Below are 19,658 nucleotides of genomic sequence, written 5' to 3' on the forward strand. Positions count from 1 at the left end.
ATCAGGAACTGGTCTCCCAGTAATGCCACCCGACGGAACTCGCCGGTAGTTTCGCCGTGCCCGAGGCGAGCGTCGTGACCGTGCAGTTCGGGTTCGTGCGGTTCGATTCCCAGCTGACCTGGTAGCCGTTGGAGCCGTACTGCAGATTGCCGTACTTGCGGGCGTTGATGTTGTGCGAGTACGTGTGGCCGGTCGTGACGGCCACGGACTTCGTGATGCTGCCGCTCACCGACGCCTTGGCCGAGGCGAACAGGTAGCTCGCGCTCACCTCGAGCGAGGCGGACACGCTGTAGGTGATGGTGGTGGCCCGCGTGACGGAGGCCGTGATGGTGCCGCCAGGACCGTCCTTGAAGTACGCGCCCTTGGCCGGAAGGCGATAGGCCTTGTGCGACTTGATGAGAACCCCGTAATCGACCGGGCACGACCTCTTCGGCGTGACGACCGCGGACGCCGGCGCCGCCCCCGCGAGAACCGGCATGGTTCCGGCCACGACAAGTGCGGCCAGCTTTGCTCTCTTACGCATGAGAGAGTCCCCCATATTGAGTGGTCGGATCTCCGCTGCTGCGGAAATCGGTCAAGCGCGAGCGAGCCTATGAATTTGACAGGGTGCGGTCAATCTTCCCCTTGATTGGTTGAGGAAGAATTGAGCCTGCGGCAGTGCTGATTGAAAAGTCCCGTAAATTCTTCGAAAAATAGCGGCGCCGATTGTGATCTTGGGCCCCGCACTGATGGGCGTGCCCGCCGGAGCGGCACGGCCTTCCGGCGGGGGTGGCTCGCCGGGTTGCCGGGAGTGACTCCTGCGGCGGAGTCGGCTTTGCAACGTCGGCGTTTCCGTCCTGATACCTTGCTTTGCAAGGTGCACCCGCTTCGATGGGTAAGAATATAAGGGTGCTCCAGCAATTGTTCAGCCCCTCGGTCCAGCACACGCTGGACCTCGTCGGCATCTTCGTCTTCGCGATCTCCGGCGCGCTGCTGGCCGTCCGCAAGAACTTCGACGTCTTCGGTATCGCGGTGCTCGCCGAGGTCACCGCGCTGGGCGGAGGGCTGTTCCGTGACCTGATCATCGGGGCCGTGCCGCCGGCCGCGTTCACGGACCGGGGGTACTTCCTGACCCCGCTGCTCGCCGCCCTGCTGGTCTTCTTCCTCCACCCTCAGGTGGAGCGGATCCAGGTGGCCGTCAACGTCTTCGACGCGGCCGGTCTCGGTCTGTTCTGCGTGGCCGGGACGACGAAGGCGTACGAGTACGGGCTCGGCGTCACCTCGTCCGCCGCCCTGGGCCTGGCCACCGCCGTGGGCGGTGGCGTCCTGCGCGACGTCCTCGCCAACGAGGTGCCCTCGCTGCTGCGCTGGGACCGCGACCTGTACGCGGTGCCCGCGATCGTCGGCGCCACGATGGCCGCGCTGTGCATCCGCTACGACGCCCTGACGCCCTTGACCACCGGGCTCGCGGTGGTCACCGCTTTCGCACTACGCCTGCTGGCGATGCGGTTCCACTGGCGAGCGCCGCGCGCCTGGAACCGGCGCTCCACGGTTGCCGAGGAGTAGCCGCGCCCTCGGTCCCGCCGGTCATCTGCTGGGTCAGCCAGGTGAACACGTACGGGATCTGCGGGCGCCACAGGGCCATGCTGTGGCCGCCCGCGCTGCGCGGGATCAGCACCGCGCGGACCGTGGTCGGCGGTTTGGCGATCTGCTGCAGCGCCGCGGCCGCCTGGTAGCCGTCGCCCAGCTGGCCGGACAGGTACAGGGAGACGCGGGGCGGGATGCGGTTGTCCTTGAGCAGGTAGTACGGATTGTTCTGGCGGCGCAGCTCGAGGCTCTGGGCGGCGAGCGAGCGGCGCTCGCCGATCGGGTCGTTGTAGCCGGACAGGCTGATCGCCGCCCGGTAGCGGTCCGGGTGTGCCACCACGAGTTTCGTCGCGCAGTGCGCACCGGCCGAGTAGCCGGCGGCCGCCCAGCCGTTCGGCGCGGACCGGGCGCGGAAGTTGTCCGTGACCATCTTGGGCACGTCGATGCTGAGCCAGGTGTCGGCGTTGACGGTGCCCGGGATGTTCGCGCAGCCGGTGTCGACCTTGGCGATGAGGTTGGTGCGCGGGGCCACGAGGATGAACGGCGCCACCTGACCGCTGCGCATCAGCGGCAGCAGCTGCTCGTGCACCTTCAGCGATCCGAACCAGGCCTTCGCCGAGCCCGGGTAGCCCGAGAGCAGCTCGACGACGGGGAACTTCTTGTTCCGGTAGGCGGGCTCGTAGTACTGCGGCGGCAGCCACACATAGACCTCGGCGTCGACGCCGGACACCCGGCCCTTGAGCTGGGTGACGCGCACGCCGCCGGCCGCGTGCATGGCGGGTCCGTCGGCCCGGGTGAAGGTCTGGCGGACTTTCGGCAGGGCCTTGATCTGGATGCCTCCGGTGCCGTCCTTGCCGAGGTCGACGGCCTGCTGCACATGGTTTCCGGTGCCGAGCAGATCGCCCCAGTTGTCGTACAGGTTGTTGGCGTTGTTCACCAGTACAAAGACCAGGGTGACCGCTGTGGCCTGGGCGAACAGCAGCATCAGCATCCGGGCGGCATGGCGCAGCACCACCGGGCCGCGGATCCGGGACCACAGGAGAAGCGGCAGGATGATGGCGACGGCCACGAGGGCGATCGACGTGAAGAGGAACGGCGTCCCGGTCAGGCTCATCGGCGTATCCGGCTCTTCCTGTGAAACGGGCGGAACTGGCTGTACGTCTTCTCAGAGGGAAGCCGGGGGGTGCCGGTCACGGACGAGTGCGGACACTTACCTAAAAATTGCCAAAACCACACCCCTGGGTGGCCGGGTCCATGCGGGGTTGGGAACTGTTCGTTTTCAGATGTGCAGGAGCGTGTGTGGGTGTGCATGAGCATGTACTGGTTCGTGGTGTTGCAGCGCGCACAGGTCGCATGACGGGCACTGTCAGTGTCGGCCGGTACCGTTCTTCCTGTTGCTGCTCAAGCGTGGTGGAGGGGGTACATCGATGCGTGAGGGGTCGCTGCGCACGATCGCTGCCCCTTTCGTGGCCCTCGGCCCGTCCGGTGTGGCGATCCGCACCCGCCTAAAGCACCTGGGGGCCGACGACGAGCAGGTGTTGCGCCTGGTGGGCGCGCATCTGGGCTCGCTGGCCTCGAAGGACCTCAAACGCCGGTGCACTGATGGCCTGGAGCACTCCACTGATACGTGGGCGGGGCGCAAGCGGGCCCTCACGGAGGAGTCTTCGTCGCGCTGGGCCGGGAGCATCACCAAGGCCACGCACGATCAGTGGGCGCTTGCGCGGCGTGCCCAACTCGCGCACATCGAAAGCCTTCAGGCGGGCGTGCGGACGATCGCGCACCGCCTGTCCCTGCCGATCGGGGAGAAGGGAAGCAGGCGGGCGCCGGGCGGCTACCGCAGCGCCAAGGAGTGGTTCGCCAAGTCCCGGCGCCTGCAGGTCCTTCAAGACCGGCTGGATGCCGAGCAGGCCGAGCACGCTGTGGGCCGCGTCCGGGTGGTGCGCGGCGGGAAGCGGCTCGCGCGCAATCGGCACCACCTCAAGGCCGCCCAGCTCACGCAGGTGCAGTGGCGGCAACGTTGGGAAGCATCGCGCTGGTTTGTGCAGGCGGACGGGGAATCGGGCAAGCGGTTCGGCAATGAGACGATCCGCGTCACGCCTGAGGGCGAAGTGTCGCTCAAGCTGCCTGCTCCGCTCGCCCACCTGGCCAACGCCCCGCATGGCCGGTATGTGTTCACCGGCGCTGTGGTCTTCCACCACCGGGGCGAGGAGTGGGCCGACCGCATCACCACGAACCGGTCCGTGGCCTACCGCATCCACTACGACACAGGCCGCGCCCGCTGGTACCTCACCGCCTCCTGGACCATCCCGCCCATCAAGACCGTTCCCCTGTCCCACGCCCGCACAGGCGGTCTGATCGGTGTGGACACGAACGCCGACCACCTCGCTGCCTGGCGGCTGGACGAGCACGGCAACCCATGCGGCCAACCGCGCCGGTTCTTCTACGACCTGTCCGGCACCGCGATGCACCGTGACGCCCAGGTACGGCATGCACTGATCCGGCTCCTCCACTGGGCCCAACGCCACGGCCTGTCGATCGCGATCGAAGACCTCGACTTCAGCACGGAGAAAACCCGGGAGAAGCACGGGCGCCGGAAGCGGTTCAGGCAGGTGATCTCCGGCATGCCCGTGTCCAAGCTGCGGGCCCGGCTCGTCAGCATGGCGGCCGAACTGGGCATCACCATCATCGCCGTCGACCCCGCCTACACCAGCAGGTGGGGCGCCCAGCACTGGCAAAAGCCCCTTACCTACACGACCAGGAAAACCACCCGTCACGATGCCGCGAGCATCGCGATCGGCAGGCGCGCCCTCGGGCACCGCATCCGGCGACGGACGGCACCGCCCCCACACGACCAGAGCGATCGTGTGGGGCATCGGACCGCCCAGGCCGGACACGGCACCCCAGGGCGTGAGGGAACCCGCCCCCGCATCCCCGGACCACGGACACGATCCACTGGGACCAGACGCGGCGCGAACGCGGGAGACCAGGACGCCCAACACCGTTCGGAGCGTCCGACTGAGCCCGTGCAACTCAAGCTCAGTCCCTAGGAACGGTTTCAGGCGATCGTCATGTGACGGCGACTACCAAAGCTACTGCTTAGTAATTTCCTGTTGTACCGTTCAGGTATGCCAGAAGCAGCTACCGCGCAGGCCGCGCGAGCCACGATCGGCGACAGCGAGTTCGACCGCGACACCGCCGTCACCCTCCGGGAACCCGGCGTCTACGACACCGACCTCTCCGCCGGCTGGACGATCATCAAGGCCGTCAACGGCGGCTATCTGCTGGCCGTCCTGGGCCGGGCCCTCGCGGACGCTCTTCCGCACCGGGACCCGTTCACGATCTCCGCGCACTACCTCACCGCGTCCACCCCCGGTCCCGCGGTGATCCGTACGGAGGCCGTTCGTACCGGCCGCACCCTCTCCACCGGTCAGGCGTCCCTCTTCCAGTACGACGGCGAGGGCCGCGAGGTCGAGCGGATCCGCGTCCTCGCCTCCTACGGCGACCTCGAATCGCTGCCCGACGACGTCCGGACGAGCGCCGAGCCGCCCGCCATTCCGCCCATGGCCCAGTGCTTCGGCCCCGAGGACGGTCCCGCACCGGTCTCCGGCAGCTCGGCCATCACGGAGCGGCTGAAGCTCAAGCTCGACCCCGCCACGCTGGGCTGGGCCCTCGGCTCGCCCTCCGGCAAGGGCGAGATGAGGGCGTGGTTCGGGCTGGCCGACGGCCGCGACCCGGATCCGCTCTCGCTGCTGCTCGCGGTGGACGCGCTGCCGCCCACCGCCTTCGAGCTCGGGATCTCCGGCTGGGTGCCGACCGTCGAGCTGACCGTGCACGTGCGGTCCCGCCCGGCGCCGGGACCGCTGCGTGTCTCGATCACCACCCGCAACCTCGCCGGCGGCTTCCTGGAGGAGGACGCCGAGGTCTGGGACAGCAAGGACCGTCTGGTCGCCCAGTCCCGGCAGCTGGCACGGGTCAGGCTGGCCTGATCCACGCCGAGGATTTCCTGGGTGCGCCTTCTTGCGCCCCGACGCGGCTCGGCCGGCAGGGGGCCGGCCGGGGCGCCTCCCGGGCTGCGCGGGGGTGCTGTCCCGCGGTCCTGGCGGTGGCCAGGGCGGCTGCGGTGGTCCGAGCGACGGCCCGGCGGCTGTGTGTGGGGACGCACGGGCTCACGCGCTGGTACGTCGGCGGCGCACCCGCTGAACGGGTGCGCCGTCGACGGCCGTCATGGGCGCGATGCCCGTCGGGTCATGACTTCCAGTGGTGGCGGCCGATGCTGATGAGCCGCAGCCGCTGCACCGCCACCCGGGACACCCGGTCCCGCTCCTCGGCGGGACCCTCCATCGCCTCGAGGAACTGAGAGGCCGTCATCAGCATCTGGTCGACGTAGAGACCGGCGAGCATCAGCAGGTCCGCGTCGCTCCACCCGGCGGACTCGGAGTGTTCGGCCAGGGCGACCTTCACCTCCTCGGCGAACCGCGCCAGTTGCCGCCGGATCGCCTCCCGCACGGGCTGGACGCCGCCGTGCCGTTCGCGTGCGATGAAGCGGACGTGCGCCGGATACGCGTCGACATGGCGCGCGATCAGGGCGACGGCGCGGACGATGCGTTCGTCGCTGTCACCGGATGTGGCGACCGTGGACTCGATCATCGGGTGCAGGCTGCCGAGCGCTTCCTCGACCAGCTCCACACCGAGGTCCGCGGTCGAGCGGAAGTGCCGGTAGAAGGCGGTCGGGGCGACGCCGACCGCGCGGGTCACCTCGCGCAGGCCCAGGCTGCTCAGGCTCTGCTCCTCCAGCAGCACGAGCGCCGCGTCCAGGAGCGCCTGCCGTGTCTTCTGCTTCTGGGCCTGCCGGATCCCGAGGGTGTGACTCATGCCATGCAGTTAACAACTGTTCTCTGGAATTGCAAAGCCGTCGGACGCGTTAGACTTCGAAGTCAGTGAACAACTGTTACCACAACCGTTCACCGAAATGTAACGAGAGGCATCTCGGAGGGGGATCTCATCCCATGCTGTTCCTCGTCGCCGCGCTTCTGCTGCTGGGCGCCGCCCTCGGCACCGTGGCCCACGCCCCGCTCCCCGTCACCCTTGTCGTCGCGGCCGTGATCGCCGTATGGCTCGTGATCTTCGCGATCCGCGAGCGGCACGGGCGCCGGCGGCAGACATCCGCCCACTGATCCGCGTATCCGAACCCACTGCCGGGAGCTGACGCAGCATGCAACTGACCGCCGCACGAACCGAACGACCCGCACGAGCCGAGGCCGGCACCGCGCCGGCCCGTACCGGCGGGCGTGACGCGGACGGCATGGCCGTCGCGTCCTTCATCCTGGGCCTGCTCGGCCTCCTCGTCCTGAACGTCTTCCTGGGTCCCGTCGCCATCGTCCTGGCGGCCGTGGCCATGTGGCGCGGCACCCGCCGCCGGGGCCGTGCACTTCTGGGGCTCGGCCTCGGCGTCGCGGACCTGGTGGTTCTGGTGACGCTCATCCAGCTGGACCACACGGTGTCCTGGAACCTGTGACGCGAGCGGCGAGCCGCACGCACCTCGTGAGCCGTGAGCCGTGAGCCGTGAACCGGGGGGCGCTGACGGGCCCGTGGACGACGGGCCGACCGCCGGTGCCGCCGCCAGGGCCCGCCTGGGCGGAGGCCGTACACCGACGGCCCGTAGAATCGGGCCCACCATGGCTTACCTCGACCACGCCGCGACCACCCCGATGCTTCCCGAGGCGGCAGAGGCACTGACCGCGCAACTCGGCATCACCGGAAACGCCTCCGCGCTGCACGCGTCGGGTCGCCGTGCCAGGCGAACCGTGGAAGAGGCCCGCGAGACCCTCGCCGAGGCGCTGGGCGCCCGCCCCAGCGAGGTCGTCTTCACCGCCGGCGGTACCGAGGCCGACAACCTCGCGGTGAAGGGTCTTTACTGGGCCCGCCGCGACGCCGACCCCGCCCGCACCCGCGTCCTCTCCAGCCCCGTCGAACACCACGCCGTGCTCGACGCCGTCCACTGGCTCGGCGAACACGAGGGCGCCACGGTCGAGTACCTGCCGGTCGACTCCTACGGCCGCGTCCACCCGGAGACCCTGCGCGAGGCCATCGCCCGCAACCCCGACGACGTGGCCCTCGCCACCGTCATGTGGGCCAACAACGAGATCGGCACGGTCCTGCCGGTCCGTGAACTGGCCGATGTGGCGGCGGAGTTCGACGTTCCGCTGCACTCCGACGCGGTGCAGGCCTTCGGTCAGGTCCCGGTCGACTTCGAGGCATCGGGACTCGCCGCGATGACGGTCTCCGGCCACAAGATCGGCGGACCGTACGGCATCGGCGCACTGATCCTCGGCCGCCAGTACAGCCCTGTCCCGGTACTGCACGGCGGCGGGCAGGAACGCCACGTACGCTCCGGCACCCTCGACGTACCGGCCGTCGCCTCCTTCGCCGTGGCCGGGCGGCTGGCTGCCGAGCAGCGCGAGTGGTTCGCGCGCGAGATCGGCGCGCTGCGCGACGATCTGATCGCCGCCGTCCGTGCGGCCGTGCCGGACGCGGTCCTCGGCGGGGATCCGGTGAACCGGCTCCCGGCCAACGCGCACTTCACGTTCCCCGGCTGCGAGGGCGACTCCCTGCTCCTGCTGCTGGACGCGCAGGGCATCGAGTGCTCCACGGGCTCCGCCTGCACCGCCGGTGTGGCCCAGCCGAGCCATGTCCTGCTCGCCACGGGCGCCGATCCGGACCTCGCCCGCGGCACCCTCCGCTTCTCCCTGGGCCACACGTCCACGGAGGCCGACGTGGAGGCGGTGGCCAAGGCCATCGGCCCCGCGGTGGAGCGTGCTCGCAGCGCGGGGCTGACCTGACCGACGGCCGCTCTCGCCGCCCGGCCGTCGGCGCCCATGCGGGCGGTCGTCATGCCCGGGTCCGGGCCGCCCGCCGTACGAGGCCCACGTACCGGCCCCAGTTCCAGTACGGGCCCGGGTCCGTGTGGTCCGTACCCGGCACCTGGGCGTGCCCGATGATGTGCTCGCGGTCCACGGGGATGCCGTACCGCCCGCATATCGCTGCCGCGAGCCGCGCCGACGCCTCGTACATCGCGTCCGTGAACGTGGAGGCGTGCTCGACGAAGCCCTCGTGCTCGATGCCGACGCTGCGCTCGTTGTACTCCCGGTTGCCCGCGTGGAACGCCACGTCCAGTTCGCGGACCATCTGTGTGATGCGGCCGTCCCTACGCACGATGTAGTGCGCCGCGGCAGCGTGCTCCGGGTCCTGGAACGCCTTGACCGCGCTGCGGTAGCCGCCCTGGGTGACATGGATGATCACGCGGTCGATGCCGTAGTCGTCGGGGCGGTCCGCGTGCCGCAGATTCGCCGGCGAGGCCGCCACCCACCGTGCGCCCCGGAAGTCGACCGCGCCCGGGAGCCGTGGCTTCTCCACGCCGGGCAGCCGCCACCACAGGCGCGCTAGCTCGTCCCGTGCGAGCGCGGCCGTGCCCACGGCGGCCGCCGTGCCTCCGACGAGCAACGCCCGCCGCCCGAGCCGCCGGTCACCGTCGTTCGTGGCCCCACCGTCCCCCATGTGATCGACAACGGATACTCACGGGCCCCGGTTCCCGTCCGCCCCGTACTCTTGAAGGGCTATGACTGACACTCCGCGCCGCTCCCTCCGCGTCCTCGCCGCCATGTCCGGCGGGGTCGACTCCGCAGTCGCCGCCGCCCGCGCCGCCGAAGCCGGCCACGACGTGACCGGCGTCCACCTCGCGCTGTCCGCGAACCCGCAGTCCTTCCGTACGGGCGCGCGCGGCTGCTGCACCATCGAGGACTCACGGGACGCCCGCCGCGCCGCGGACGTCATCGGCATCCCCTTCTACGTCTGGGACCTCGCCGAGCGGTTCCGCGAGGACGTGGTCGAGGACTTCATCGCCGAGTACGAGGCCGGGCGCACCCCCAACCCGTGCCTGCGCTGCAACGAGAAGATCAAGTTCGCGGCGCTGCTGGACAAGGCCCTCGCCCTCGGTTTCGACGCGGTCTGCACGGGCCACTACGCCAAGGTCGTCACCCTCGAGGACGGCACGCGCGAGCTGCACCGCGCCTCCGACATGGCGAAGGACCAGTCGTACGTCCTCGGGGTCCTCGACGAGAGGCAGCTGGCGCACGCGATGTTCCCGCTCGGGGACACGGTCACCACCAAGGGCGAGATCCGGCAGGAGGCCGAGCGCCGGGGCCTCGCGGTCGCCAAGAAGCCCGACTCGCACGACATCTGCTTCATCGCGGACGGGGACACCCAGGGCTTCCTCGCCCGGCGTCTCGGCCGTACGGAGGGCGACATCGTCGACGAGTCCGGCACCAGGCTGGGCACGCACGACGGCGCCTACGGCTTCACGATCGGCCAGCGCAAGGGCCTGCGGATCGGCACCCCGGCGCCCGACGGCAAGCCGCGCTACGTGCTCGACATCTCGCCGGTGGACAACACGGTGACGGTCGGCCCGGCGGCCTCCCTGGACGTGAGCGGGCTGACGGCGATCACGCCGCGCTGGTGCGGTGCCGTCCCGACCGGCCCCGGCACCTACACGGCCCAGCTGCGCGCCCATGGCGGCGAGTGCGAGGTCACGGCGGAACCCGTCGACGGCGAGCTCCGGGTGACCTTCACCGAGCCGGTCCGCGGCGTCGCCCCCGGCCAGGCGATCGTGCTGTACGACGGCACGCGCGTGGTGGGCTCCGCGACGATCGCGACGACCACGCGCGCGACGACCGCCGTGGCGTGACCGCCCGGCGCTAACCGGCGAAGAAGTCCGCGAGCAACGGCGCCAGCACCTCGGGGTCCACGACGTGGGTCTGGTCCTCCAGTGCGCGGTACGTGCCCTCCTGTGCCGCGTCCGCCACCGCCCTGGTCGCCCTGCGCATCCACTCGGGGCTCGCGGCACCCGCCACGGCCAGGACGGGCACTCCGATCGCGGCCAGCCGCTCCCGGGGCACCAGCCCACCGTCCATCACCGCGTCGTCGTACGCGAGGGTCGGCGCGATCGCCTCCATGTCGGCCCACATGGGGGACTGGCGGGCGCTCGCGATCACCTCGGGGGCCAGGCCGGTGAGCCGGAGGAACAGCTCCACCGCGTCCCCGGGGCGGCCCTGCCCGAGCGCTTCGCCGAGCCGGGCGGTGTACTGGGCACGTTCCCGTACGCCGCCCCCGAAGTCGGCGTACGGCGGCTCGTAGAGGGCGACCCGGGGGACGGGCAGCGCGCTCTCGGCCGCGTGCAGCACCAGCGCGCCGCCCGACGAGATGCCGTACAGCGCCGCCTCGCCGCCCGCCGCCTCGATGAGCGCGGCGAGGTCCTCGACCTCGCGTGCCACCGCGTACGGCTGGGTGTCGCCGCTGGCGCCGCGGCCCCGGCGGTCGTACACGATGACACTGAAGCGGCCGGAGAGGTGCGCGGCCAGGGGCGTCACCGTGGCGCCCGTGGACATCGCGCCGCTCACCAGGACGACCGCCGGGCCCTGTCCGGTGCGTTCGTACGCGATGGGGGTCCCGTCGCGCGAGATCGTCTGCTTGTCCATGTCTGTGAGACTGCCGCAGAGCGACGGCGTTAATCGCTCACGACACTGCTACTCGGTCATGACACTTCCACGTCGTAGAAGCAGAGGTGGTCCTTGATCCGGGCGACGTCCTCCTTGGGTTCCGGATACGCCCAGACGAGGTCCGGGGCGCCCGGCAGGGACCAGTACGACGCCGTCCCCTTGAAGGGGCAGACGGTGTGGGTCTCCGAGGGCGTCAGCAGGTCGAGGCGCACGTCCTCGGCCGGGATGTAGTAGCGCGTGGGAGAACCGGTCTCGTGCAGCACGAGGGGCCGGTCGCTCTCCGCCAGTACCTGTCCGTCGTGCACCACGCGGACATGCTGGTCGGCTTGCTCGATGGTGATCGTGTGTCCTTGGGTCATATCCGAAAAGCGTTTGCGGGCCGCCGCTTCTTCCCGCCTACGGTTGCCGCATGAACATCTGTGTCTTTCTCTCGGCCGCCGACCTCGCCGACACCTACACCCGTCCTGCCCGTCAGTTCGCCGAACTGCTCGGCAAGGGCGGTCACACCTTGGTGTGGGGCGGCTCCGACGTGGGCCTCATGAAGGTCGTCGCCGACGGTGTGCAGGAGACGGGCGGCAGACTGGTGGGGGTCTCCGTCGGGTTCCTGGCGGCCAAGGCGCGGGCGGGAGCCGACGAGATGGTGATCGCGAAGGATCTCGCGGAGCGCAAGAGGCTGCTGCTGGAGAAGGCCGACGCGATCGTGATCATGGTCGGTGGGACCGGGACGCTCGACGAGGCGACGGAGATCCTGGAGCTGAAGAAGCACAGGCACACCGACAAGCCGGTGGTCCTGCTGAACACGGCCGGCTTCTACGACGGTCTGAAGGAGCAGTTCCGCCGCATGGACGACGAGGGGTTCCTGCCGCGGCCGCTCACCGACCTGGTGTTCTTCGCCGAGGAGCCGGTGGGGGCGCTGGCCTATCTCGAGGAGTCGCTCGGCGTTCGCTAGTACCGTGGTGCGAGCATGGCGGACATGGCAACTCATGTGATCACCGGAGCTGGCTCCGGCATCGGTGCGGCCGTGGCGCACCGCCTGCACGCGCGCGGGGACGACCTCGTGCTGCACGCGCGGGACGCCGGGCGGGCCAAGGAACTGGCGGCCGAATTCCCCGGGGCGCGCACCCTGGTCGGCGACCTGTCCGATCCCGACAGGCTGTCCTGGGCGTTCTCCCACCAGACCCTCCCGGACCGGGTGGACTCCCTCCTGCACATCGCGGGGGTGGTCGACCTCGGCCGGGTGGGCGAGCTGACCCCGAAGTCCTGGCGCCACCAGCTCAACGTCAACCTGATCGCCCCCGCCGAGCTGACCCGCCACTTCCTGCCCCAGCTGCGCACGTCCCGCGGCCATGTCGTCTTCGTCAACTCGGGCGCGGGGCTGAACGCCCACGCGGAATGGTCGGCGTACGCGGCCTCCAAGCACGGACTCAAGGCCCTCGCGGACTCCCTGCGCCACGAGGAGCACGGGAACGGCATCCGGGTCACCTCGGTCTACCCCGGCCGCACGGCGAGCCCCATGCAGGCCAAGGTCCATCAGCAGGAGGGCATGACGTACGACCCGTCCCAGTGGACCGCCCCCGATTCGGTGGCGACGACGATCCTGATGTGCCTGGACCTGCCGCGGGACGCGGAGGTCAACGACCTGACGGTCCGGCCGGGCGCATAGCACCGCGACCGGAGCACCATCGGGACGGGGCGGTACGGGGGAATCCGACACCAGGCCCGGCCGGCCCGGCATGGCGTCGGGTTCCCGGGCCGAACCACCGGACGGCGTCCCCGCCTCCGGCACCGTCCCGGGGACGGCCCCGGGCAGGCCTCGCCGGCGGAGGGCCTACGCTGCCGGGGTGAGCGAAAACAGCCAGTTCAGGTTCGGTGGCGCCACCGGGGTGGGATCCATGCCCGGACAGGACGCGCGGGAGGCCGCCAAGACCGTCACGGGAAGCTTCGAGGACTTCCCGTTCCTCGCCGAACTGCCCACCCGTGGACCCGGCGCGGACATGATCGGGCGCAGTGCCGGGATGCTCGTGGACCTGTACGCGCGCGTGGAGCCCAGCGGCTGGCGGTTCGGTGACCGGCCGGGCCGGGACACCAGGCGGGCCCGCTCCTGGCTCGGTGAGGACCTCGACGCCCTGGAGGAGTTCACGCAGGGCTACGAGGGGCCGCTGAAGGTACAGGCGGCAGGCCCCTGGACCCTCGCCGCCGCCCTGGAGCTGAAGAACGGTGAGGCGTCGCTCTCCGACGCCGGCGCCTGCCGCGATCTCGCCGGTTCCCTCGCCGAGGGCCTGCGCCTCCACCTCGAGGAGGTCCGGCGGCGGGTGCCGGGCGCCCGGCTCGTGCTCCAACTCGACGAGCCGTCGCTGACCGCGGTCCTGCGCGGCCAGGTGAAGACCGCCAGCGGCTACCGGACCCACCGGGCCGTGGACCGGCAGATCGTCGAGGCCACGCTGCGGGACGTCGCCGGGGTGCACACGGACGGCCCGGTCGTGGTCCACTCCTGCGCGCCGGACGTCCCGTTCGCCCTCCTGCGCAGGGCGGGCGCGGCAGCGGTCTCCTTCGACTTCTCACTGCTCACCGAGCGTGACGACGACGTGATCGGTGAGGCGGTGGAGGCCGGTACCCGGCTCTTCGCCGGGATCGTCCCGGGGACGGACGGCCCGTTGTCAGACCCTGCCGGTAGCGTCATGGGTGTCAGGACGCTGTGGCGCAGGCTGGGGCTGCATCCGGGGCTTCTCGCGGAGGCGGTCACCCTCACGCCGACCTGCGGCCTCGCGGGCGCCTCCCCGGACTACGCCCGCAGGGCACTGGCCCACTGCGTCCGGGCGGCGAGATCCCTCGCGGACAACCCTGAGTAACGGGAGGACAACACGGTGGCCGGCGACAAGCAAGCGGAGACGACGGTACCCTCCGAGGCGCGGGAGCAGCATGCGCAGCTCGCTGAGCAGATCGAGGAGCACCGCTTCCGGTACTACGTGAAGGACGCTCCCGTCGTCAGCGACGCGGAGTTCGACCGGCTCCTGCGCTCTCTGGAGGCGCTGGAGGAGGAGTATCCGGAGCTGCGCACACCCGACTCGCCGACTCAGAAGGTGTCGGGGGCCTACGAGACGGAGTTCACGGCCGTCGAGCACCGCGAGCGCATGCTCTCCCTCGACAACGCGTTCGACGACGAGGAACTCGCCGCCTGGGCCGACCGCGTCGCCAAGGAGGTCGGCACCTCCGCGTACCACTTCCTGTGCGAGCTGAAGGTCGACGGCCTCGCGGTCAACCTGACCTATGAGAACGGCCGCCTCACGCGCGCGGCAACCCGGGGCGACGGCCGCACGGGCGAGGACATCACCCCCAATGTCCGTACGATCGCGGAGATTCCGGACCGCCTCAAGGGCGACCGTGTACCCGATCTCGTGGAGATCCGGGGCGAGGTCTACTTCCCGATGGAGAAGTTCCTGGAGCTGAACGCCCGCCTGGTGGAAGGTGGCGACAAGCCCTTCGCCAACCCCCGCAACGCGGCGGCGGGTTCCCTGCGCCAGAAGGACCCGCGCATCACCGCCGGCCGCCCCCTGCACATGGTGGTCCACGGCATCGGCGCTCTGGAGGGCTTCGAGGGCGGCCTCGCCCGGCTGTCCGAGGCCTACGACATGCTGCACACCTGGGGACTGCCCACCGCGAAGTACAACAAAGTGGTCGACGACCTCGACGGCGTACGCGAGTTCATCGCGTACTTCGGGGAGAACCGCCACTCGGTGGAGCACGAGATCGACGGTGTCGTGGTCAAACTCGACGAGATCCGCCTCCAGGGACGTCTCGGTTCCACGGCGCGTGCGCCGCGTTGGGCGATCGCCTACAAGTACGCCCCGGAAGAGGTCAACACCAAGCTCATCGACATCAAGGTGGGTGTCGGGCGCACCGGTCGCGTCACACCGTACGCGCAGGTCGAGCCGGTCACGGTGGCCGGTTCCGAGGTCGAGTTCGCCACCCTGCACAACCAGGAGGTGGTCAAGGCCAAGGGCGTCCTGATCGGCGACACCGTGGTGCTCCGCAAGGCCGGCGACGTGATCCCGGAGATCCTCGGACCGGTCGTGGACCTGCGGGACGGCACCGAGCGCGGGTTCGTGATGCCGGCCGAGTGCCCGGAGTGCGGCACGCCCCTGCGGGCCATGAAGGAAGGCGACATCGACCTGCGCTGCCCCAACGGCCGGACCTGCCCGGCGCAGTTGAGGGAGCGCGTCTCCTACCTGGCCGGCCGGGAGTGCCTCGACATCGAGCACTTCGGCGATGTGGCGGCGGCGGCGCTCACCCGCCCGCTGGAGCCGGCCGATCCGCCGCTCGCGGACGAGGGCGACCTCTTCGACCTGACCGTGGAGAGGCTGCTGCCCATCACGGCGTACGTCCTCGACCCGGACAGCGGCCTGCCAAAACGCGACCCCAAGACGGGCCGGGAGAAGATCGTCACGGTCTTCGCCAATCAGAAGGGCGAACCGAAGAAGAACACCCTGGCTCTCCTCCAGAACATCGAGGAGGCCAAGAGCCGCCCGCTCGCCCGTTTCATCAACGGTCTTTCCATCCGGCACGTCGGGCCGGTGGCGGCACAGGCACTCGCCCGTGAATTCCGCTCCATCGACCGCATCGAGCAGGCCACCGAGGCGGAGCTGGCGAGCACGGACGGCGTGGGCCCGATCATCGCCGCCTCGCTGAAGCAGTGGTTCACCGAGGACTGGCACCGCGAAATCATCCGGAAGTGGAAAGCGGCGGGCGTCCGACTGGAGGAGGAGGGCTCCGCGGAGGACGAGGGGCCGCGCCCGCTGGAAGGTCTCACGGTCGTCGTCACCGGCACCCTCGAACGCTTCACCCGCGACGGCGCCAAGGACGCGCTGCAGAGCCGGGGCGCGAAAGTGACCGGTTCGGTTTCCAAGAAGACGTCTTTCGTGGTCGTGGGCGAGAATCCTGGATCGAAGTACGACAAGGCCATGCAGTTGAAGGTCCCTGTTCTCAATGAGGACGGTTTCTCCGTCCTGTTGGAGCAAGGGCCGGAAGCGGCCGCGGAAGTCGCGCTTCCGACCGGGGAGTAGCGGTTGAAGGCCACCCGTTCCGCGCATATCAGATGCATACGGGTGGGCGGGGCGCATTCGGGCAACCGTCGACGACCGCTGCCCGTGGAAGGCTTCTGCGGCCTACTGTTGAGATGTGCGCCTGCCGTGCCCGGTCGCGTGGCGGGTATTCAGACGCGGTGGCGTTGACGGTTCGTCGGGCAGCGGGCCGTGTGGCGTGGGCACTGCCGGCTGTGAGAGGGACGGGAATGGAACCGACCGAGAGCGCCGCCCCGGACTCACGGCTACCGCTGCGCCGAATATCCGGCGCCTGGCGATTGTGCCGCCGGACAGCACGGCCGTCGGACCGTGTGCGCGTGGAGGTGCACGGCGCCATGCCGGGGTTGCTGCCCGGAGCGGCTTCCGCACCGGGAGCTTCCTTCGGCGCCGGAGTCCCTCCAAATGGTGCGCCGGGCCTGCCCGCCATAGTGGCGCCCGCCGCAGCCGGTCCGCTCGCGGTCTGGCGGGCGCTCGTACTGCCCGGCCGGGACGGCGAGCGGCACACGCCCCGGCCTGTGTTGCCCATGGCGGTCGTGACGGCCGCCGCGTTCGTCCTCGGGGCCGGCTTCGTCCGGGCGTTCGGCGAACACCACGCACTGTTCCCCTCCGGCACCGTCGGCTGGTCCCTGGCCGTGCTCACCGGCGTCATCGTCGGTCATCTGGTCGCACTCGGCCGGGTGCGCTGGTGGGGTGGCACGGGCTCGGGCGCCGCCCTGACTCTCGCCGTGCTGCTGCTGTACGGCTGGGTACCGGCAGGGATGGTCAGCCTCATCGTGGTCGTCCTGGTCGGCGCGGCCCGGCTCGGCCACTGGCGGCAGGGCGTCCTGCACGGCGCGGTCGACATCCTCGGCATCGGTGCCGCGGCGCTCGTCCTGGCGCTCTTCGGCAGCGTCCCGACCGTCGAATCGCCCTGGGACCCGCAGAGCTGGACCGTCTACACCGCACCCGAGGTCGTCCTGGTCGCCACCGCCTATCTGGCGGTGACCCGGCTGCTGCTGTGGTACCTGGGCGCCCCGGGCGCCGACGGGGTGCCCACTGTCGCCCGTTCCGCGCTGGTCAGGCATGGACTCGTCGCGGTCGCCCTGATCGGCATCGCACCGCTGGTCTGCGTGGTGGCCGTCGCGCAGCCGCTCCTGCTGCCCCTGTTCTCCATCCCGCTCATCGCCCTCGACTCCACGCTGTGGATAGCCCGCGCCCGGGCCGAGGAGCAGTTGCGCGACCCGCTGACCGGGCTGCCGAACCGGCAGTGGCTGCTGGAACGCACCTGGACGGCACTGGACGACGCCGAGCGGACCGGGGCACGGGCCGCTCTGATGCTGATAGACCTCGACCGTTTCCGGTCGGTGAACGACACACTCGGCCATCTCGCGGGCGACCGGCTGCTCCTGCAGATAGCGGAGCGGCTGCGGCTCGCACTGCCGCGCGGGGCGGAGGCCGCGCGGCTCGGAGGCGACGAGTTCGCGGTGCTGCTCCCGGTCGCGGACTCCACGACGTCGGCGTCGAGGACGGCCCGCAATCTCGTCGCGGCGCTCGGCTCGCCGCTCGATCTGGACGGGCTCACGCTCGTCCTGGAGGCCAGCGCCGGGGTCGCCGTCTTCCCCGACCACGCAGTGGACGCGGAGGGCCTGCTGCGCCGGGCCGACGTCGCGATGTACCAGGCGAAGCGGGACCGCACGGGAGTGGAGGTGTACGAGTCCAAGCGGGACTCGAACACCCCGGACCGGCTCGGACTGCTCGGCGATCTGCGGCGTGCGCTGGACGCACACGAGGTGGCGCTGCACTACCAGCCGAAGGTCCGCTTCGACGGGCAGGTCGCCGGCCTGGAGGCGCTCGTACGGTGGGTGCATCCCGAGCGCGGGAACGTGCCGCCGGACGAGTTCATAGCGATCGCGGAGTCCTCCGGGCTGATGCCCCACCTGACCGAGTACGTCCTGGAGACGGCGCTCGGCCAGGTGGCGCGGTGGCGCAGGCAGGGTCTGCGGGTGCCGGTGGCGGTGAACGTGTCGCCGCGGGACGTCCACACCCCGGGCTTCGCCGGGTCGGTGGCCGCCCGGCTGGCGCGGCACGGGGTGCCCGCCGGGGCGCTGCAGCTGGAGATCACGGAGCATGTGCTCCTGGAGGACCCCCAGCGGGCCGCGGACACACTGGCGGCGCTCTCCGGGCACGGGGTGAAGATGTCGCTGGACGACTTCGGCACCGGGTACTCCTCGCTCGTGCATCTGCGGCGGCTGCCGGTGAGTGAGCTGAAGATCGACCGGTCGTTCGTGGTGCGGCTGGCGGTGGACGCGGAGGACGCGGAGATCGTGCGCTGCACGGTGGACCTCGCGCACTCGCTGGGCCTGCTCGTCGTCGCGGAGGGTGTCGAGGACGACAAGACCTGGGAGCGGCTGCGGGACCTGGGCTGCGACGCGGTGCAGGGCTGGCTGGTCGCCGCCGCGATGCCCGCCGAGGAGACCACGGCCTGGCTGCGCGCCCGGGGGCCCCAGGGCTGGCGCCGCCCCCGCGCGGCACTGCCTGCGGCGGCGACAGACGAGTAGCCCACGAGTCGCTCGTCGGTCCGTGGGTTCGAGCGCCCGCTCGCCGTCCGCTGCCCGTAGGCCTCTGGGCTTGTGCGCCCGTCGTCCATCTGTCTGTGAGCCGTGTGTGCTCGTAGGGCCGTCTGTCTGTGGGCCGTGTGTGCTCGTAGGGGGCCGTCTGTCTGTGGGCCTGCGGGCACGTGGTGCCGTCCGTCTGTGGGCCCGCGCGTGGGTTTGGCCGTCTGTCTGCGTGCCTGCGGGCACGAGGTGCCGTCTGTCTGTGTGTCTGTACGACCGTGAGGCCGTCTGTCCCCGTGCCTGCGGGCACATGGTGCGTCCGTCGCGGCCCGACGTACCGAACGGCCCCCGAACACAAGCCCGCCCGCTCACCCCGCCCACAGGCCCGCAAGCCCGCCCGCTCACCCTGTCCACAGGCCCATTACCTCGCACCGTCCCCCCGCCCCACAGGCCCACACGCCCGCACCGTCACCCCGGCTGGCGGCCGTGTGCCCGAGGGTTCACCGGCCCGTACGTCCACTCGCCCGGCCGTGGGGCGTCGGGCCCGGGCAAACCCATGCGCGGGCATCGGGGCCGGCGCCATAGGATTGGGCCCAAACCACACACACTCACCCCAGAGGATCGCTGCATGCCTGGCATCACGCGCGAGGAGGTCGCCCACCTCGCCCGGCTGGCGCGTCTGGAGCTGAAGCCCGAAGAGCTCGACCACTTCGCAGGCCAGCTCGGCGACATCATCGGCGCGGTCGCCCGCGTCGCCGAGGTCGCCGACCAAGACGTACCGCCGACCTCCCACCCGCTGCCGCTGACCAATGTCATGCGAGCGGACGAGGTCCGTCCGTCGCTCACCCCCGAGCAGGCGCTGTCCGGTGCCCCGGCCCAGGAACAGCAGCGTTTCAAGGTGCCGCAGATCCTGGGGGAGGAGTAGCCCG

The 19,658-nt window shown here is 70.7% G+C and carries 19 protein-coding genes; 13 read left to right on the plus strand and 6 right to left on the minus strand.

The window, feature by feature from the left end:
- Nucleotide 1: 1 nt before the first annotated feature.
- A complete protein-coding gene (locus ABZ904_RS11885) occupies nucleotides 2-523 on the minus strand; it encodes a hypothetical protein (protein ID WP_359395028.1) in 522 nt (173 codons plus the stop codon).
- A gap of 365 nt (nucleotides 524-888) precedes the next feature.
- Between ABZ904_RS11885 and ABZ904_RS11890 the strand changes: the two genes are divergently transcribed.
- Complete coding sequence (locus ABZ904_RS11890; protein ID WP_359395122.1) at nucleotides 889-1,545, plus strand: trimeric intracellular cation channel family protein; 657 nt, start codon at nucleotides 889-891, stop codon at nucleotides 1,543-1,545.
- Here the strand turns inward: ABZ904_RS11890 and ABZ904_RS11895 are convergent.
- A complete protein-coding gene (locus tag ABZ904_RS11895; RefSeq protein ID WP_361822752.1) occupies nucleotides 1,454-2,680 on the minus strand; it encodes an alpha/beta hydrolase-fold protein in 1,227 nt (408 codons plus the stop codon). The two genes, ABZ904_RS11890 and ABZ904_RS11895, sit on opposite strands and share 92 nt — an antisense overlap.
- 313 nt (nucleotides 2,681-2,993) lie before the next feature.
- On the opposite strand from ABZ904_RS11895, the gene ABZ904_RS11900 reads away from it, so the two are divergent.
- Together ABZ904_RS11900 and ABZ904_RS11905 are read left to right on the plus strand one after the other, a co-directional pair.
- Nucleotides 2,994-4,613 (plus strand): IS200/IS605 family accessory protein TnpB-related protein, encoded by a 1,620-nt coding sequence (locus ABZ904_RS11900; RefSeq protein ID WP_361822755.1) that lies wholly within the window; start codon nucleotides 2,994-2,996, stop codon nucleotides 4,611-4,613.
- Nucleotides 4,614-4,691: 78 nt separating this feature from the next.
- The gene (locus ABZ904_RS11905) at nucleotides 4,692-5,552 is read left to right on the plus strand and encodes a thioesterase family protein (RefSeq protein ID WP_361822757.1); all 861 of its coding nucleotides are present in this window, start codon (nucleotides 4,692-4,694) and stop codon (nucleotides 5,550-5,552) included.
- A gap of 259 nt (nucleotides 5,553-5,811) precedes the next feature.
- On the opposite strand, the gene ABZ904_RS11910 is transcribed toward ABZ904_RS11905, so the two are convergent.
- Nucleotides 5,812-6,438 (minus strand): TetR family transcriptional regulator, encoded by a 627-nt coding sequence (locus tag ABZ904_RS11910; protein WP_359395022.1) that lies wholly within the window; start codon nucleotides 6,436-6,438, stop codon nucleotides 5,812-5,814.
- Nucleotides 6,439-6,572: 134 nt separating this feature from the next.
- Between ABZ904_RS11910 and ABZ904_RS11915 the strand changes: the two genes are divergently transcribed.
- From ABZ904_RS11915 to ABZ904_RS11925, 3 genes are all read left to right on the plus strand, one after another.
- Complete coding sequence (locus ABZ904_RS11915; RefSeq protein WP_359395019.1) at nucleotides 6,573-6,740, plus strand: hypothetical protein; 168 nt, start codon at nucleotides 6,573-6,575, stop codon at nucleotides 6,738-6,740.
- A 128-nt stretch (nucleotides 6,741-6,868) separates the two neighbouring features.
- Nucleotides 6,869-7,081 carry a DUF4190 domain-containing protein gene (locus tag ABZ904_RS11920; protein ID WP_359395119.1) on the plus strand — a complete coding sequence of 71 codons (213 nt, stop codon included), beginning with the start codon at nucleotides 6,869-6,871 and terminating at the stop codon, nucleotides 7,079-7,081.
- Between the two features lie 160 nt (nucleotides 7,082-7,241).
- Nucleotides 7,242-8,405, plus strand: coding sequence for a cysteine desulfurase family protein (locus ABZ904_RS11925; RefSeq protein WP_361822760.1), 1,164 nt, complete (start codon nucleotides 7,242-7,244; stop codon nucleotides 8,403-8,405).
- A gap of 49 nt (nucleotides 8,406-8,454) precedes the next feature.
- Here the strand turns inward: ABZ904_RS11925 and ABZ904_RS11930 are convergent, their stop codons facing one another.
- Nucleotides 8,455-9,120, minus strand: coding sequence for an N-acetylmuramoyl-L-alanine amidase (locus ABZ904_RS11930; protein ID WP_361822761.1), 666 nt, complete (start codon nucleotides 9,118-9,120; stop codon nucleotides 8,455-8,457).
- A gap of 61 nt (nucleotides 9,121-9,181) precedes the next feature.
- On the opposite strand from ABZ904_RS11930, the gene mnmA reads away from it, so the two are divergent.
- Nucleotides 9,182-10,306, plus strand: coding sequence for a tRNA 2-thiouridine(34) synthase MnmA (mnmA, locus tag ABZ904_RS11935; protein ID WP_359395013.1), 1,125 nt, complete (start codon nucleotides 9,182-9,184; stop codon nucleotides 10,304-10,306).
- Between the two features lie 10 nt (nucleotides 10,307-10,316).
- Here mnmA and ABZ904_RS11940 read toward each other — a convergent pair whose 3' ends face one another.
- Together ABZ904_RS11940 and ABZ904_RS11945 are read right to left on the minus strand one after the other, a co-directional pair.
- Nucleotides 10,317-11,096: an alpha/beta hydrolase gene (locus ABZ904_RS11940; protein ID WP_359395011.1), complete on the minus strand. Its 780-nt coding sequence runs from the start codon at nucleotides 11,094-11,096 to the stop codon at nucleotides 10,317-10,319.
- 56 nt (nucleotides 11,097-11,152) lie between these two features.
- A complete protein-coding gene (locus ABZ904_RS11945; RefSeq protein ID WP_359395009.1) occupies nucleotides 11,153-11,476 on the minus strand; it encodes a DUF427 domain-containing protein in 324 nt (107 codons plus the stop codon).
- A gap of 50 nt (nucleotides 11,477-11,526) precedes the next feature.
- Between ABZ904_RS11945 and ABZ904_RS11950 the strand changes: the two genes are divergently transcribed.
- The 6 genes from ABZ904_RS11950 (at nucleotide 11,527) to gatC (ending at nucleotide 19,654) form a co-directional block, all read left to right on the plus strand.
- Nucleotides 11,527-12,066, plus strand: coding sequence for a TIGR00730 family Rossman fold protein (locus tag ABZ904_RS11950; RefSeq protein WP_360997783.1), 540 nt, complete (start codon nucleotides 11,527-11,529; stop codon nucleotides 12,064-12,066).
- Between the two features lie 24 nt (nucleotides 12,067-12,090).
- The gene (locus ABZ904_RS11955) at nucleotides 12,091-12,780 is read left to right on the plus strand and encodes an SDR family oxidoreductase (RefSeq protein WP_361822765.1); all 690 of its coding nucleotides are present in this window, start codon (nucleotides 12,091-12,093) and stop codon (nucleotides 12,778-12,780) included.
- Nucleotides 12,781-12,958: 178 nt separating this feature from the next.
- Nucleotides 12,959-13,966 (plus strand): methionine synthase, encoded by a 1,008-nt coding sequence (locus tag ABZ904_RS11960; RefSeq protein ID WP_361822767.1) that lies wholly within the window; start codon nucleotides 12,959-12,961, stop codon nucleotides 13,964-13,966.
- A gap of 15 nt (nucleotides 13,967-13,981) precedes the next feature.
- Nucleotides 13,982-16,177 (plus strand): NAD-dependent DNA ligase LigA, encoded by a 2,196-nt coding sequence (ligA, locus tag ABZ904_RS11965; RefSeq protein ID WP_361822769.1) that lies wholly within the window; start codon nucleotides 13,982-13,984, stop codon nucleotides 16,175-16,177.
- Nucleotides 16,178-16,404: 227 nt separating this feature from the next.
- A complete protein-coding gene (locus ABZ904_RS11970) occupies nucleotides 16,405-18,732 on the plus strand; it encodes a bifunctional diguanylate cyclase/phosphodiesterase (RefSeq protein ID WP_361822772.1) in 2,328 nt (775 codons plus the stop codon).
- 625 nt (nucleotides 18,733-19,357) lie between these two features.
- On the plus strand, nucleotides 19,358-19,654 hold the full coding sequence (gene gatC / locus ABZ904_RS11975; protein ID WP_359394993.1) for an Asp-tRNA(Asn)/Glu-tRNA(Gln) amidotransferase subunit GatC: 297 nt from the start codon (nucleotides 19,358-19,360) through the stop codon (nucleotides 19,652-19,654).
- The last annotated feature ends 4 nt before the right edge of the window (nucleotides 19,655-19,658 follow it).

Source organism: Streptomyces sp. NPDC046900, assembly GCF_040644975.1.
Taxonomy (GTDB): Bacteria; Actinomycetota; Actinomycetes; order Streptomycetales; family Streptomycetaceae; genus Streptomyces.